Below are 13,337 nucleotides of genomic sequence, written 5' to 3' on the forward strand. Positions count from 1 at the left end.
CGGCCTTACGCGGTGCGGTGGTGCTCGGTGGCTCTGGGCTTCAACTGGTGCTCTGGGAAGGGGCGTTGGACAGGGCCGCGCGGAGGTGGCCCTTCGACTCCGTCAGCAGGCGGGCGGCCGTCGGGCCGTCCACGTCGCCGAGGATCGTGAGGATCGCGTTCTTCACCTCCCCGTCCGTCGCGGCGAGTGCGGCCTCGATGGCGGCGTCGTCGGCGCCCGTGGCCAGGGAGACGATCCGGCGGGAGCGGGCCCGCAGCTTCTCGTTCGAAGCGCGTACGTCGACCATCAGGTTCCCGTACGTCTTGCCGAGCCGGATCATCGTGATCGTGGAGAGCATGTTGAGGACGAGCTTCTGGGCGGTGCCCGCCTTCAACCGGGTGGAGCCGGTGAGGAGTTCGGGCCCGACGACGACCTCGATGCCGTGGTCCGCGGCGGCGGCCAGGGCGCTGTCGGCGTTGCAGGAGAGCCCGACGGTGAGCGCGCCGTACCGCGCCTTCGCGTGCTCGACGGCGCCGATCGCGTACGGGGTGCGGCCGGAGGCGGAGATGCCCACGACGGTGTCGTCCGCGGTCAGGTGCAGGGCGTCCAGGTCCGCGGCGGCCAGCTCCTTGCTGTCCTCCGCGCCCTCGACGGCGGTGACCATCGCGCTCGGGCCGCCCGCGATCAGGCCGACGACCTCGTCCGGGCCGGTGTTGAAGGTGGGCGGGCACTCGGAGGCGTCGAGCACGCCGAGGCGCCCGGCGGTGCCCGCGCCCGCGTAGATCAGGCGGCCGCCGCGGGCCATGCGCGCGGCGGTGCCGTCGATGGCGGCGGCGATCGCGGGGAGCTGGGCGGCGACGGCGGTGGGGACGCTGGCGTCCTCCCCGTTCATGATCCGCGCGATCTCCGCCGTGGGCAGCCGGTCGATCTCGGAGAGCTCCGGCCGGAACGCCTCGGTGGTGAGGGTGTCCAGCTGGGCGCGCAGCTCTCCGTAGTTCTCCCCGGGGGCGGCGGCGTCGGTGGTGGAGGTCATGGCGTGCGGCTCTTTCTCAGTACGGGGGAGGGGTGGGGGTCTCGGTGTCTCGGATCCGGTCCGGGGCGGGCCGTGGTCAGCGGCCGGTGCCCCGGGGGCTGTGGCGGGGGGCCAGCGCCTCGTACGAGGCGGCGAGGGCGGGGGCCGCGGTCTCGTACGTCCGCTGGGCGACGCCCACGAACAGGCAGTCCACGACGAGGAGTTGGCTGGTCCGCGAGGACATCGCGGCGGGGCGCAGCTCGCTCTCGCGGGCGGTGGAGGTGGTCAGGACGTGGTCGGCGTACTGGGACACGGGCCCGTCCGGCCGGCCGGTGATCGCGATGGTGGTGGCCCCGTGCTCGAAGGCGACGCGCAGCGGCTCGATGACGTCGCCCGTGGACCCCGAGTGGGTGATGGCGACGGCCACGTCCTTGGCGCGCAGCGTCACCGCGTTCGTCACCGCGAGGTGCGGGTCGGAGTGGGCGTGCGCGACCTGGCCGATGCGCAGCAGCTTCTGCGCCAGGTCGAGGGCGACCAGGCCGGAGGCGGCGACGCCGTAGATGTCCACGCGGCGGGCCCCGGCCAGGGCGGAGACGGCGGCGCCGAGCTGGACCGTGTCGAGCCCCGCGGCGGTGTCGGCGAGGGTCTGCTGCTCGTCGTAGGCGAGCTTGGCGACCACGTCGGCGATGGGGTCGTCCACGGCGATGTCGGCCGTGACGGCCGGGGCGCGGCCCGACTGCTGCTGGGCGGCGAGCCCGGCGAGCGCGAGGCGCAGGTCCCGGTAGCCGGGGTAGCCGAGGAGCCGGGCGGTGCGGACCACGGTGGCCTCGCTGGTGCCGGTGAGCTCGGCGAGTCCGGTGACGGTGAGCGCCGCGCAGCCCGCCGGGTCGCCCGCGACGGCCTCGGCGACGCGCTGCATGGAGCGGGTCATCGACGGCGCGAGGGTGCGCACCTTGGCCGCGAGGGCCGCGGGGGCGGGCGGCGCGGCGCCTGCGAAAATTTCCTTCACGTCATTGCTCACGCTTGAAAGATATTTTCGGAGTCCTTACGCGGTCAAGAGCCCGAAGGTCCTGGGCTTCGCCGGGACTTTCACCGGGGCCTTCGGGCCGGGTGGGGCGTGGGGCGACAATGGACCCATGGATCCATCGGAACAGGCGCTCCACGCGGCCCGCGCCCTCGTCCTCGCCGACCTCGTCTCGGGCGACGTCGCCGAGCCGGACGTCGTCTCGCTGGTCGAGGACTCGATCGTGCAGCGCCGCTGGTGGGTCGGGCAGTGGCCGGAGGGTGCGGAGTACGTGGCGGGGCTCGTCGCACAGGACGTCCAGGACGCGCTCCTGGAGAAGTACGGGCGCTGGCCGCTGTGCCCGGTCTGCGGCTCGGGCGATCCGCATGCGCTGGACGTGGAGCCGGAGCTGGGGGCCGATCCGCACTGGGTGTGCGGGAAGGCGGGGGTGGTGGTTGCGGCGGTGGGGTCGCTGGGATCTCCGGGGGCCCCGGGGGCCCCGGGGGCGCCGGGCGGCTCGTTCTCGTGACCGTGTACATAGACCCGCCGACCTGGCCGGGGCACGGGCGGCTGTGGTCGCACCTGGTGAGCGATGTCTCGTTCGACGAACTGCACCGGTTCGCGCGGGAGTTGGGGGTGCCGGAGCGGGCCTTCGAGCGGGACCACTATGACGTGCCGTCGGCTCGGTACGGGGACGCGGTGCGGGCCGGGGCGGTGGAGGTGGGGTCGAAGGAGCTGGTGCGGAGGCTGACGGAGGCGGGGTTGAGGCGGCCGAAGGGTCGGCCGGCGTAGGGGGCGGGTACCCCTGCCGGGGGCCTTTTCCCCGGATCCCGCCCCTTCCCGAAACCGCTCCCGCGGCCCTGGGGGAGCTCTTACTGGGGCGCTCTTCCTGGGGCTTCGCCCCTAGCCCCCGTATCGGCCTGGACGGCCTCGTCCTCGAACGCCGGACGGGCTGAAAGCGGCTACGGCCGCGCCTCGTACACGCGCAGCTCCCCGCGGTCGGCGACCCGTACGAAGCCGGCTCGCTCGGCCAAGCCCTGCGATGCCCCGTTGTCCTGGTCGACGACGGCGTGCAGCACCGCCGCCTTTTCGGGCTGCTCGAAGGCCCAGGAGACAAGGACACGCAGCGCCTCCGTCGCGTACCCCGCGCCCCGCGCCCCCTCGACCAGGTCGTACCCGACCTCCGCCCGCCCGTCCTCGTCCGGCCGCCCGTGGAAGCCCATGCCGCCCACCGCGACCCCGTCCTCCGCGCGCACGATCGCGAACATGCCCCACTCGGGCCGGTGAGTCCCCTCCGCGTACGCCTTGGTGACCTGGCCCGCCGCCCTGCGCGTCCCCTCGAAGGGGGCGCCGCCGAGCCACTCCAGGAAGCCCGTGCCGCCCGCCGCCAGGTCGGCCGCCGCGGCGGGGGTGACCTCCTTCAGGGCGACGCGTCCGGCGGGGGAGGGGAGGTGGATCGCGTTGTGCCACTTCCACTGCGGCAGGCGGGAGCGGCCGGGGAGCGTGCCGCGGCCCGTGGCCCAGAGCAGCGTGGGCCAGTGCGCGGACGCGTCCGTGGCCGGTGTGACGTGCGGGAAGATCCAGGCCAGCAGGGCCTCGCAGAGGTCGGACGGCGGCTCGTACCCGTCGCCGAGCGCGGTCATGATGTCGTGGGTGTGCAGGAGCAGTTCGGCGATGCCCATGGCGGCGAAGCCGGTCGCGTCGGCGCTGCCGTTCGGATACGGGTGCCAGCCGCGCGCCGTCGCCGGTGCGGTCCTGACGACGGCGGCGAGCAGGCCGCCGGTGGCCTCGACGACGCGGACGGCGCCCTCGGGGTCGGTGCCCTTCTCCAGGATGATGTCGAAGGGGACGTAGTCGCCGTGCGCGGCCGTGCGGCCCGTCACGTTCGTCGCGTATCCGATGAAGTCGCCCGCGATGTGCTCGGCCGTGTAGAGGCAACTCCACTCCAGGCCGCCCGCGTTGACGCTCCAGTCCTGGTCGGTCACGGTGCGCAGCGCGGCCACCGCGTGCGCCACCGCCTGGTCGACTTGGTCTCCACCCATGGCAAGCATGCGCAGAGGGTATGCAGGCGGGGCGTCAGGGGGACAGCGGATTTAGGGCTTCAGGGGTTTCACGGGGACAGCAGGGTCAGCTCCGTGGTCAGGTTCTCGCGGGCCCTGGCCTCCCACTCCTTCGCCCCGTACGGGGTGCGGAACAGGCGGGGCAGGTCGAGGAGCTGGCGCAGCACCGCCGCGCGGCCCTGGCGGAACGCCTCGTCCGGCACGAAGGCGTACTCCTCGCGGACGGCGGCGGCATAGGCGGCGTACGCGTCGTCGGGCGCCGCCAGGATCGCGAGGTCCGCGTCGCACAGCACCTCGCCGTCGCGGTCGCCCTCGGCCGGGTCGTGCGTGACCGTGAGCCGCACCAGGCGGGCGACCTCGGCGGTGGCCTCCTGGCTCAACCCGGCCTCGGGCAGGGCCCGTTCGGCGAGGCGCGCGGACCGCTCCTCGTTCTCGGACCGGTCCGGCGCGTACACGGCGTCGTGGAACCAGGCCGCGAGCCGCACCAGATCGGGCGCGTCCGCGTGCTCCTCCAGTACGTCGATGTGGTCCAGGACCGCCGCGAGGTGCGCGGTGGTGTGGTACCGGCGCCGGGGTTCGGCCCAGCGGGCGAGGAGGTTGTCCGCGTAGGGGGCGGGGTCGGGCGACCGCGCGCCTTCGCGGGCGCGCACCAGCGTCTCGCGCCAGCGGTCGCGCAGCCCCGAGTCCTCTTCATCTGCCATGTGCCGACCCTAACCACCGCGGCACCCATGGCGGACACGCGCCGGCTCCCGCTCGGCTGCTCCCTCCTGAGCGACCCGACGCACGATCCGACGCACGATCCGACGCACGACGAGACGCACGACGAGACGCACGACCCCGAGCGCCGGCGCCGCGTCAGTGCGCGTGCCCGCCGGGGGCCTCGTCGCCGCCCGTGGCCTTGTCGCCCTCCGTGGCCTTGTCGCCGCCCGCCGTCCCCGCGTGCACGGTGAACGCCGCCGTGCGGACCGTGCCCTCGTGCTTGAAGTCGAGGAACAGGCGGTACGCGCCCGGGCTCGCCGCCGTCGCCGTGAAGGAGACGCCGGGGCCCGCCGCGGTCCTGCCGTCGCCCGGCTCGCCGTTCGGGTGCACGTGGAGGTAGGCGAGGTCCCCGGCGCGCAGCGCGACCAGGTGGCCGTAGGAGCCGAGGTAGGGCTGCAGGTCACGTACCTTCTTGCCGTCCTTCGTCACGTTCAGGGTCAGCTCGCTCGCCCGGCCCGCGGTCAACTCGCCCTTCAGGCGCACCTCGTAGCCGTCCACCCGGGCCGTGGCGCTGTGCTCGGGCAGCTCCTTCGGCGCGTACGCGCCCGCCACCGCGAGGTCCGCGCCGAGGGTGAGGCCCTCGTTCGCGTCCGCCGCCCGGAAGTCGGCGAAGACGCGGTAGCCGCCCGCCTCGGGCAGCGTGACCGGTGTCGACCAGGTGCCGTCCGCCGCGCGTGTCGGATGCAGGTGGCGGTAGGTGGTCAGGTCGCGTGAGGCGACGATGAGGTGCAGCTCCTTGCCGTGTTCCGTCCGGTACGCGGTGACCTTGCGCCCGGTGGCGTCCTTGACGACGGCGAACCGCAGCTCCGCGCGCCGGTCGGCGGTCAGACGCGGCGTCTTCAGGTCCAGCGTGTAGCCCCGGTCCGAGATCTGCAGGCCGCCGGGGGCGGCGGCCGCCCGGCCCCCGTGCCCGCCGTGGCCCGTCTGCCCGTCGTCCTTGTGCTTGCCCGTGTGCTCTTCCTCCCCCGAGCCGCCGGCGCCGTCATGTCCCCCGTGCTGTGCCGCCGGGGCCTTGTCCGCGACGGGGTCGACGCCCTTGCCCACCCCGTACGCGGTCCCGAAGGTCGCGGCGACGGCGGCGGCGAAGGCGGTGATCTTCAGTCCCGTGTTCATGACGGCTCCCTGAGCGCTCGGTGGACTCGACTCACTCGAAGATACCCCCTAGGGGTATGAAGTCAAGCGGGATCGACCCTTGCATTGGGTACCCCCCAGGGGTATAAATGTGGTCGTCGGCGATACCCACCCAGGGTATCCGGTCACCCGGCTACCCGAGCACGAGGAGCGGCAGACATGTCCACCACCACACCTGGGCCCGCCGAGGTGGCAGAGGTCGAACTCGCCATCGGTGGCATGACCTGCGCCTCCTGTGCCGCCCGGATCGAGAAGAAGCTCAACCGCATGGAGGGCGTCGAGGCCACCGTCAACTACGCCACCGAGAAGGCGAAGGTCAGCTACCGCGTCGACGAGGGCGCCGCCGTCGCCGTCGCCGACCTCATCGCCACCGTCGAGGCCACCGGTTACACCGCACAGGAGCCCGCCCCCGTACGGCAGGACGCCGCCCCCGGGGAAGAGGGGGAGGACGAGGACGGCGGTGCCGAACTGCGGCCGCTGCGCGAGCGGTTGATCACCGCCGTCGTGCTGTCCGTGCCCGTCATCGCCATGGCGATGGTCCCCGCCCTCCAGTTCGAGTACTGGCAGTGGCTGTCCCTGACGCTCGCCGCGCCCGTCGTGACGTACGCGGCCTGGCCCTTCCACAAGGCCGCGTTCACCAACGCCCGGCACGGCGCCGCCACCATGGACACGCTGATCTCGGTCGGCACCTCGGCCGCGTTCCTGTGGTCCCTGTGGGCGCTGTTCTTCGGCACGGCCGGGACGCCCGGCATGACGCACGCCTTCGAGCTGACCATCGAGCGCAGCGACGGCGCGGGCAACATCTATCTGGAGGCGGCGGCCGGTGTCACCGCCTTCATCCTCGCCGGCCGCTACTTCGAGGCCCGCTCCAAGCGCAAGGCGGGCGCGGCCCTGAAGGCGCTGCTCCAGCTGGGTGCCAAGGACGTCACCGTCATCCACGACGGCGGGCACGAAATGACCGTCCCCGTCGGTGAGTTGAAGGTCGGGGACCGGTTCCTGGTCCGGCCCGGGGAGAAGATCGCCACCGACGGGCGCGTCGTCGAGGGTGCCTCCGCCGTGGACGCCTCGATGCTGACCGGCGAGTCCGTGCCGGTCGAGGTCGCGGTCGGGGACTCCGTCACCGGGGCCACCCTGAACGTGGGCGGGCGGCTCGTCGTCGAGGCCACCCGCGTCGGCGCCGACACCCAGCTCGCCCGGATGGCCAGGCTCGTCGAGGACGCGCAGAACGGCAAGGCGGCGGCGCAGCGCCTCGCGGACCGGATCTCGGCGGTCTTCGTGCCGGTCGTCATCGGCCTCGCCCTCGCCACCCTCGGCTTCTGGCTCGGCAACGGTGCCGGACTCACCGCCGCCTTCACGGCCGCCGTCGCCGTCCTGATCATCGCCTGCCCCTGCGCCCTGGGGCTCGCGACCCCGACCGCGCTGATGGTGGGGACGGGGCGCGGTGCGCAGCTCGGCATCCTGATCAAGGGCCCCGAGGTCCTGGAGACCACCCGCAAGGTCGACACGATCGTCCTCGACAAGACCGGCACGGTGACCACGGGCCGTATGACGCTGCTCGCCGCGCACACCGCCGAGGGCGTCGAGGAGGCCGAAGTCCTGCGGCTGGCCGGGGCGTTGGAGCACGCCTCGGAGCACCCCGTCGCACAGGCCGTGGCGACCGGGGCGGCCGAGAAGGTCGGTGCGCTGCCGGTGCCGGAGGACTTCGCGAACGTCGCGGGCCTCGGGGTGCAGGGCATCGTCGAGGGCCACGCCGTCCTCGTCGGCCGCGAGAAGCTGCTCAAGGAGTGGGAGATCCACCTGCCCGTCGCCCTGGAGCGGGCCAAGGCCGAGGCGGAGGCCGCGGGGCGCACCGCCATCGCGGTCGCCTGGGACGGCGAGGCGCGGGCGGTCCTGGAGGTCGCCGACGCGGTGAAGGAGACCAGCGCGGAGGCGATCCGGCGGCTGCGCGACCTCGGCCTGACGCCGATCCTCCTGACCGGCGACAACAAGGCGGTCGCGGAGTCGGTCGCGGCCGAGGTCGGCATCGCCCCGGAACACGTCATCGCGGAGGTCATGCCGCAGGACAAGGTGGACGTCGTCAAGTCCCTCCAGGACGAGGGCCGTTCGGTCGCGATGGTGGGCGACGGCGTCAACGACGCGGCGGCGCTGGCGCAGGCCGACCTCGGTCTGGCGATGGGCACGGGCACGGACGCCGCGATCGAGGCGGGCGACCTGACCCTCGTACGCGGGGACCTGCGCGCCGCGGCCGACGCGATCCGGCTCTCCCGCAAGACCCTCGGCACGATCAGGTCGAACCTGTTCTGGGCCTTCGCCTACAACGTGGCGGCGCTGCCGCTGGCCGCGTCGGGGCTGCTGAACCCGATGATCGCGGGTGCGGCGATGGCGTTCTCGTCGGTCTTCGTGGTCGGCAACAGCCTGCGCCTGCGGGGGTTCAAGCCGCTGAGCTGAACCCTGTATGGCATGTACATGTACTAAACCTTACGATCGCCCCGGTGCTTCGGAAGCGCGCCGGGGCGATCTGCGCGTACGCTGGTGGATAATTGGACTAGACCTGTGTGTCCCCCGCCTGGTGACCGAACGGAAGGACCCCCATGAGCGAGCGTGCAGTCCTGGAGGTGATCGCCCTCGACGCCGAGGACGCGGTCGCCGCCCAGGCCGGAGGCGCGGACCGGCTCGAGCTGGTCACGGACATGGCCGCGGACGGGCTCACCCCGTCCCGCGAGACCTTCGCCGCGATCCGTGCCTCCGTGGACATCTCGCTGCGCGTGATGCTGCGCCTCGCGGACGGCTTCGCGGCCGGAGACGTGGCGGAGCTGGTCCGCCGGGCGCGCGAGCTGCGCGCCGAGGGCGCCGACGAGTTCGTGCTCGGCTTCCTCACCGAGACGGGCGAGGCGGACCTCGCGGCGGTCGAGGCCCTGGTGGGCGCGCTCGACGGCTGCCGCTGGACCTTCCACCGGGCCATCGACCGCGCCGCCGACCGCGACGCCCTGCGCAAGCAGCTCGCGGACCTGCCGGGCCTGGACACGTACCTCACGGCGGGCTCGGCCGCGGGCGTCGACGACGGGCTGCCGACGCTTCTCGCGGAGGCGGGGCGGCGCGGTGAGCCCGGCTACGAACAGCAGATGCTCATCGGCGGAGGGCTCCGCCTCGGCCATCTCCCGGGGCTGCGCGCCGCCGGGGTCGACGCCTTCCACATCGGCGGCGCGGCGCGCCCTGCGGGCTGGGCCGCCCCGGTCTCCGCCGAGGCGGTACGGGAGTGGCGGGACGCGCTCGACAGCTGAGCTCTCGGCGGGGCGCCCTTCTCCGGGGGCTCCGCCCCCGGGACACCCGTATCGGCCTGAACGGCCTCGTCCTCGAACGCCGGACGGGCTAGTCGGCCAACTCTTCCGGCAAGGGCGCCGCGTGCACCACCGTCAGCCCCGACACCGCACGCGTCAGCGCCACGTACAGCCGCCTCAGGCCCGTCCGTTCGTCGGGCTCGCCGTCGACCACGGCGGCGGGCTCGTCCAGGACCACGTAGTCGTACTCGAGGCCCTTGGCGAGGGAGGCGGGGACGAGGGTGAGGCGGGTCTCGGCCGTCGTCTCCTCGCCCGGGGAGAGATGGGTGAGCCCGGCCGCCGACAGCGCCGCCGCGAGGGCGGGGACGCGGGCGTCCGCCGCGATGAGCCCGATCGAGCCCTCGCGGCGCAGCGACTCCTCGACGGCCGCGACCACGTCGGCGTCCGAGGCGATCGCGCGGACGCTGAAGGCGCCCGGGTTCTCCCGGACCGAGGAGACCGGGGTGAGCCCCGGCGCGATGTGCGGGAGCAGGCGCGAGGCGTACGTGATGACGTCCGTCGGCACGCGGAAGCCGGCCGTCAGCTCCTCCACCACCGCCTCCCGCTTGCCGAGGTGCGTGAGCGCCTCCTCCCAACTCCGCGTCGCCCAGGGCGTGGTGCCCTGCGCGAGGTCGCCGAGGACGGTGGCGGAGCCGGTGGTGCAGCGGCGCCCCACCGCGCGGTACTGCATGGGGGAGAGGTCCTGCGCCTCGTCCAGCACGACGTGGCCGAGCGAGTGCGTGCGCGCGACGAGGTCGCTCGCCTCGTCGATCAGCACGGCGTCGGCGGCGGACCACTTGGCGGTCTTCACGCTGCGCGCGGGCTTGGTCCACAGGACGGTCTTCTGCTCGTCCTCGCTGAGCAGCCCCTCCGCGTGCGCGGCGAGGAAGTCGGCGTCGGAGAGCAGCCGGAGCACCAGCTTGGCGGGGTCGACGGGCGGCCAGATGGCCTTCACCGCGGCCTTCACCGCCGTGTTGCGCGCGACGGAGTCCTGCACCCGGTCGTCCGGCGCCTCCCCGGACCGCTCCATCTGGACGAGCACCGCATGCGCGATGCGCTGCGGCAGCGCGTCCCTGGCGGCCCCGTACCGCATGTCGCGCGCGAGCAACTCCTCGACGATCTCTTCGAGTTCATAGGACGCCACGCGCCACCGCCGCGACCCGCGCACCACCACGAGACCCTCGGTCGGCAGGACGACATGCGAGCGCACCGCACGCCGCAGCACCTCCGCCATGCGGGCGTCGCCCTTGACCACGGCCGCCGCGGCCGCGTCCTGCCCGCGCACCTCCACGTGCGCGACCAGGTCGTCGACGGTCGCCTGTTTGACCTCCAACTCGCCGAGCGCGGGCAGGACTTGCTCGATGTAGTGGAGGAAGGACCTGTTCGGCCCGATGACGAGCGTCCCCGTCCGGGCGAGCCGCTCCCGGTGCGCGTAGAGGAGATACGCGACGCGGTGCAGGCCGACGGCGGTCTTTCCCGTCCCTGGCCCCCCTTGCACGCACACGCTCCCGCTCAGGTCGCCGCGCACGATCTCGTCCTGCTCGGGCTGGATGGTGGCGACGATGTCCCGCATCGGCCCGACGCGCGGCCGCTCGATCTCCTCCTGGAGGAGCTTGCTCGCGTACGCGTCCGGGGCGGTGTCGTCCCCGAGGTTCTCGTCCTCGTACGCGGTGAGGTCGCCGCCCGTGTACCCGAACCGGCGCCGCAGGGCGACGTCCATCGGGTCCTTCTTCGAGGCCCGGTAGTAGGCGTGCGAGACCGGCGCGCGCCAGTCGATCACCATCGGGTCCCCGTCGGCGTCGTGCACGTGCCGCCGCCCGATGTAGAACTGCTCGCCCTCCGCACCCTCGGCCTGCTCCGCCCCCGGCGCGTGCAGGTAGTCGAGGCGTCCGAAGAACAGCGGGGTGTGGGAGAGGTCGGCGAGCGCCTTGATGCGGTCGTCGATCTGGCTCTGCAGGACGGCGGCGTTCACCCAGTTCGCGGTGACGTCTCTGATGTCCAGGGCCTCGGCGTCCTCCCGCATGGCGCGCAGGGCGGCACGGGACGCGGCGAGGTGGGCGCGCTCGCGGGAGAGCGGGTCCGAGGGGTCGTGGGCGGGCGGGCCCGAGGGGGCGGACGGGGCTGACAAGGGGTTCCTCCGGCGGCGACGGGGTGTGGCTGGCCTGGAGCCTTGCGGCGTCGGGCCGACCGGTTTCCGTCCGGGCGGCAGCTCTCCACTCAGAGGGAGGCGGGGGAAAGGAGGATCCTAAGCGAGGGGTGGGTGGGGGTGCCAATGAATTTCTCCCACCGCCCGGGCAGAGCCGCCCCCGCCCGACCCTCCGTGATCGTCCGCCCGATGCGGCACACTGGACGTTTGGCCTCCCGGCCGATTCCGAGCAGAAAGGGCCGAGCGCGCGGTGAACGGACCCCTGATCGTCCAGTCGGACAAGACTCTCCTGCTGGAGGTCGACCACGAGCAGGCCGACGCCTGCCGTCGCGCCATCGCGCCCTTCGCGGAGCTGGAGCGCGCCCCCGAGCACATCCACACCTACCGGGTCACGCCGCTCGGCCTGTGGAACGCGCGCGCGGCCGGGCACGACGCCGAGCAGGTCGTGGACGCCCTCGTGGAGTTCTCGCGCTACCCCGTGCCGCACGCGCTGCTCGTGGACGTCGCCGAGACGATGGCCCGCTACGGACGGCTGACCCTCTCCAAGCACCCCGTCCACGGGCTCGTGCTCACCACCACCGACCGGCCCGTCCTCGAAGAGATCCTGCGGTCGAAGAAGGTCCAGCCGCTGGTCGGGGCCCGCGTCGACGCGGACACCGTCGTCGTGCACCCCTCCGAGCGCGGTCAGATCAAGCAGACGCTGCTCAAGCTGGGCTGGCCCGCCGAGGACCTCGCCGGGTACGTGGACGGCGAGGCGCACACGATCGACCTCGACGAGAGCGGCTGGGCGCTGCGGCCCTACCAGCAGCAGGCCGTCGAGGGCTTCTGGCACGGCGGGAGCGGCGTGGTCGTGCTGCCCTGCGGGGCCGGGAAGACCCTGGTGGGCGCGGGGGCCATGGCGCAGGCCAAGGCGACCACGCTCATCCTGGTGACGAACACCGTCTCCGCGCGGCAGTGGAAGCACGAGCTGGTGAAGCGGACGTCCCTGACCGAGGACGAGATCGGCGAGTACAGCGGGACGAAGAAGGAGATCCGCCCCGTCACCATCGCCACCTATCAGGTCCTCACGACGAAGCGGAAGGGCATCTATCCGCACCTGGAGCTCTTCGACTCCCGGGACTGGGGGCTCATCGTCTACGACGAGGTGCACCTGCTGCCCGCGCCCGTCTTCAAGTTCACCGCCGACCTGCAGGCGCGGCGGCGGCTCGGGCTCACCGCGACGCTCGTACGCGAGGACGGGCGGGAGTCCGACGTCTTCTCGCTCATCGGGCCCAAGCGGTTCGACGCCCCGTGGAAGGAGATCGAGGCGCAGGGGTACATCGCCCCGGCGGACTGCGTCGAGGTCCGGGTCAACCTCACCGACTCCGAGCGGCTCGCGTACGCCACCGCCGAGGCGGAGGAGAAGTACCGCTTCTGTGCGACGACGGCGACGAAGCGGAAGGTGACCGAGGCGCTGGTCAGGAAGCACGCGGGCCAGCAGACTCTCGTCATCGGCCAGTACATCGACCAACTCGACGAGCTGGGCGAGCACTTGGACGCGCCCGTCATCAAGGGCGAGACGACGAACGCGGTGCGCGAGAAGCTCTTCGACGCGTTCCGGCAGGGCGAGATCTCCGTGCTCGTGGTGTCGAAGGTCGCGAACTTCTCCATCGACCTGCCGGAGGCGACCGTCGCCATCCAGGTGTCGGGCACGTTCGGCTCGCGCCAGGAGGAGGCGCAGCGGCTCGGACGGGTGCTCCGCCCGAAGGCGGACGGGCACGAGGCCCGCTTCTACTCGGTCGTCGCCCGCGACACCATCGACCAGGACTTCGCCGCCCACCGGCAGCGGTTCCTGGCCGAGCAGGGGTACGCGTACCGGATCATGGACGCGGACGAGCTGCTCGCGGGGGGCTGACTTCGCCGGAGCGGTGCCGTCGCCGCCGGGCCCTGG

At 73.2% G+C, this 13,337-nt stretch carries 11 protein-coding genes; 5 read left to right on the forward strand and 6 right to left on the reverse strand.

The genetic code is table 11. The features are described from left to right. Positions 1–40: 40 nt before the first annotated feature. On the reverse strand, positions 41–1,012 hold the full coding sequence (murQ, locus tag ACQB60_RS11575; RefSeq protein WP_496925813.1) for an N-acetylmuramic acid 6-phosphate etherase: 972 nt from the start codon (positions 1,010–1,012) through the stop codon (positions 41–43). 76 nt (positions 1,013–1,088) lie between these two features. Then, positions 1,089–2,012 (reverse strand): MurR/RpiR family transcriptional regulator, encoded by a 924-nt coding sequence (locus tag ACQB60_RS11580; RefSeq protein WP_496925814.1) that lies wholly within the window; start codon positions 2,010–2,012, stop codon positions 1,089–1,091. Positions 2,013–2,127: 115 nt separating this feature from the next. Between ACQB60_RS11580 and ACQB60_RS11585 the strand changes: the two genes are divergently transcribed. Then, positions 2,128–2,523 (forward strand): DUF8819 family protein, encoded by a 396-nt coding sequence (locus tag ACQB60_RS11585; RefSeq protein ID WP_496925815.1) that lies wholly within the window; start codon positions 2,128–2,130, stop codon positions 2,521–2,523. Next, positions 2,520–2,786 carry a DUF4031 domain-containing protein gene (locus ACQB60_RS11590; RefSeq protein WP_384836045.1) on the forward strand — a complete coding sequence of 89 codons (267 nt, stop codon included), beginning with the start codon at positions 2,520–2,522 and terminating at the stop codon, positions 2,784–2,786. The genes ACQB60_RS11585 and ACQB60_RS11590 overlap by 4 nt, the downstream gene beginning before the upstream one ends. A 170-nt stretch (positions 2,787–2,956) precedes the next feature. On the opposite strand, the gene ACQB60_RS11595 is transcribed toward ACQB60_RS11590, so the two are convergent. From ACQB60_RS11595 to ACQB60_RS11605, 3 genes are all read right to left on the reverse strand, one after another. Beyond that, positions 2,957–4,045, reverse strand: coding sequence for a GNAT family N-acetyltransferase (locus ACQB60_RS11595; protein ID WP_496925816.1), 1,089 nt, complete (start codon positions 4,043–4,045; stop codon positions 2,957–2,959). Between the two features lie 59 nt (positions 4,046–4,104). Beyond that, entirely contained in the window at positions 4,105–4,755 is a 651-nt protein-coding gene (locus ACQB60_RS11600) for an HD domain-containing protein (RefSeq protein WP_496925817.1), read from the reverse strand. Between the two features lie 154 nt (positions 4,756–4,909). Continuing rightward, positions 4,910–5,926, reverse strand: a complete 1,017-nt coding sequence (locus tag ACQB60_RS11605) for a DUF8832 domain-containing protein (RefSeq protein ID WP_496925818.1) — start codon at positions 5,924–5,926, stop codon at positions 4,910–4,912. A 177-nt stretch (positions 5,927–6,103) separates the two neighbouring features. On the opposite strand from ACQB60_RS11605, the gene ACQB60_RS11610 reads away from it, so the two are divergent. Continuing rightward, complete coding sequence (locus ACQB60_RS11610; RefSeq protein WP_496925819.1) at positions 6,104–8,392, forward strand: heavy metal translocating P-type ATPase; 2,289 nt, start codon at positions 6,104–6,106, stop codon at positions 8,390–8,392. 143 nt (positions 8,393–8,535) lie between these two features. Beyond that, positions 8,536–9,225 (forward strand): copper homeostasis protein CutC, encoded by a 690-nt coding sequence (locus ACQB60_RS11615; protein WP_496925820.1) that lies wholly within the window; start codon positions 8,536–8,538, stop codon positions 9,223–9,225. An 88-nt stretch (positions 9,226–9,313) separates the two neighbouring features. On the opposite strand, the gene ACQB60_RS11620 is transcribed toward ACQB60_RS11615, so the two are convergent. After that, the gene (locus tag ACQB60_RS11620) at positions 9,314–11,389 is read right to left on the reverse strand and encodes a HelD family protein (RefSeq protein WP_496925821.1); all 2,076 of its coding nucleotides are present in this window, start codon (positions 11,387–11,389) and stop codon (positions 9,314–9,316) included. Positions 11,390–11,657: 268 nt separating this feature from the next. Here ACQB60_RS11620 and ACQB60_RS11625 point away from each other — a divergent pair, with 268 nt between their 5' ends. Then, on the forward strand, positions 11,658–13,301 hold the full coding sequence (locus ACQB60_RS11625) for a DNA repair helicase XPB (protein WP_496925822.1): 1,644 nt from the start codon (positions 11,658–11,660) through the stop codon (positions 13,299–13,301). The last annotated feature ends 36 nt before the right edge of the window (positions 13,302–13,337 follow it).

It is taken from the genome of Streptomyces odontotermitis (assembly GCF_050510915.1).
Classification (GTDB): Bacteria; Actinomycetota; Actinomycetes; order Streptomycetales; family Streptomycetaceae; genus Streptomyces.

Bases quoted from the DNA above. Each gene is read 5' to 3' on its own strand.
- murQ (WP_496925813.1), bottom strand. From the start codon at position 1,012: ATGACCTCCACCACCGACGCCGCCGCCCCCGGGGAGAACTACGGAGAG.
- ACQB60_RS11600 (WP_496925817.1), bottom strand. From the start codon at position 4,755: ATGGCAGATGAAGAGGACTCGGGGCTGCGCGACCGCTGGCGCGAGACG.
- ACQB60_RS11605 (WP_496925818.1), bottom strand. From the start codon at position 5,926: ATGAACACGGGACTGAAGATCACCGCCTTCGCCGCCGCCGTCGCCGCG.
- ACQB60_RS11610 (WP_496925819.1), top strand. From the start codon at position 6,104: ATGTCCACCACCACACCTGGGCCCGCCGAGGTGGCAGAGGTCGAACTC.
- ACQB60_RS11585 (WP_496925815.1), top strand. From the start codon at position 2,128: ATGGATCCATCGGAACAGGCGCTCCACGCGGCCCGCGCCCTCGTCCTC.
- ACQB60_RS11595 (WP_496925816.1), bottom strand. From the start codon at position 4,045: ATGCTTGCCATGGGTGGAGACCAAGTCGACCAGGCGGTGGCGCACGCG.
- ACQB60_RS11615 (WP_496925820.1), top strand. From the start codon at position 8,536: ATGAGCGAGCGTGCAGTCCTGGAGGTGATCGCCCTCGACGCCGAGGAC.